Below are 1709 nucleotides of genomic sequence, written 5' to 3'. Positions count from 1 at the left end.
GGGAAAAAATGCCACCGCGCTGCTTAGTCTTCATAGACTCAGGCGTAAAAGATTACGAGTCAATAACAGCGGGAGTGCTGCCGGGACAGCAGGTAGTAATACTCGATAGCACCAAAAACGGCATCGAACAAATCAGCTCTGAAATTGAAAAATATGCCTCTACTAACGGGGCAATAGACTCGGTTCACATTATTTCTCACGGCAGTTCAGGCAGCCTACAACTCGGCAAGACCGCTCTGGGTTCAGATAACATAGAGCAATACAAAAGCCAGTTGGAAAAATGGCAAACTTCACTAGCCCCACAAGCAGATATCATGCTGTACGGCTGCGATGTAGCAGGCGGTACAGGTGCTAATTTCGTCGCTCGATTCAGTCAATTAACCGGGGCTGACGTTGCCGCTTCCACCAACACAACCGGCCGTGGCGGCGACTGGAATTTAGAATTTGCTAGGGGTCAAATTGATTCTCCCTTAGCCTTGAATGCCGATGCGATGGCAAGTTACCGAGGTAATTTAGCTACGCTCGTAGTAGCCAATAATAGCGATAGCGGGCCCGGTTCATTAAGAGCTGCGATCGCCAGCGCTGTTGCCGGCGATATAATTACCTTCGCTCCAGGTTTAGCCAGCCAAACCATTACCCTCACCAGCGGTCAACTCGATATTCCCGTCGGCAAAAACATCACCATTGACGGCGCCGCCGCACCCGGTTTAACCATCAGTGGCAACAACACATCCCGCGCCTTTTTTGTCAACGCCAACGTTGCCACTGCTACCAATTTTGTGGTCAAAAACCTGATTATTACTAACGGCAAAACAACCGATCGAGGTGGCGCGATCGGCACAACCGACGAAGTAAACCTCACAGTAGACAATGTTCAGTTCAACAACAACGTCGCCGATAAAGGCGGTGGCGCAATTTTTGGTAATTTCAACAATACCCTGACTGTTACCAACAGCAAATTCAACGGCAACGTCGCCACCGCCGCTAACGATGAACGTGGTGCAGGTGCGATCGGCTTTTTGAGTTTCAAAACTATTACAGTCACCAACAGCGACTTCACCAACAACAAAGGAATTAACGGCGGGGCGATTAACAGCCTTCAAGGTAAGCTGACAATTGACAACTCCCGATTCATCGGCAACGACACCACAGCAGCCACTTTCGCCACAGGGAAGTCCAATGATTTCTTAAGAGGTTTCGGCGGCGCACTATATACCGATCGAGCCAGCAATCCCAGCGAAGCTTCCGGCACAATTAAGATCACCAAAAGTGTATTTCAAGACAACAAAGGGCGAGGCGAAGGCGGAGCAGCTTATCTGTTTACCGGCACCCAAGACAGCGTAAGTATTGCAGACAGCACCTTCCAAAACAACGAAATTCTGTCGCTTCCCGGTGGCAACGACGGAGTTGGAGGCGGGTTGGTAAACTTGAGCAACGGCCTCAACAAAGGACTTACGGTCTCCAACACCACCTTTGCTGGTAACAAAGCCCCCGGTCAAGGTGGCGCCATGTGGATCATGGATGCGCCTACCACGATTACTAACAGCACCTTTTCTGGCAACCAAGTTAGTGGGACTACCGATTTTTACGGCAATGTCGGTGGTGCAATGGCTCTTTATGCCCCCACAACGATCGTCAACACCACCATTGCCGATAATTCCGCCCGTTGGGTGGGCGGAGGCATCTCGGCGGCGTCGGGAAAGCCTGTC

1 protein-coding gene is annotated in these 1709 nt (G+C 50.8%); it reads left to right on the top strand.

From position 1 onward, the window contains the following. Window positions 1-1709: DUF4347 domain-containing protein (locus QUA25_RS29115; RefSeq protein ID WP_445304902.1), on the top strand; the 1709-nt coding region annotated here is incomplete at both ends.

It is taken from the genome of Microcoleus sp. Pol17C6, assembly GCF_036701145.1.
Taxonomy (GTDB): Bacteria; Cyanobacteriota; Cyanobacteriia; order Cyanobacteriales; family Microcoleaceae; genus Microcoleus.
The sequence above is the reverse complement of the archived record's forward strand: the minus strand, read 5'-3'. Positions and strand labels throughout refer to the sequence as shown.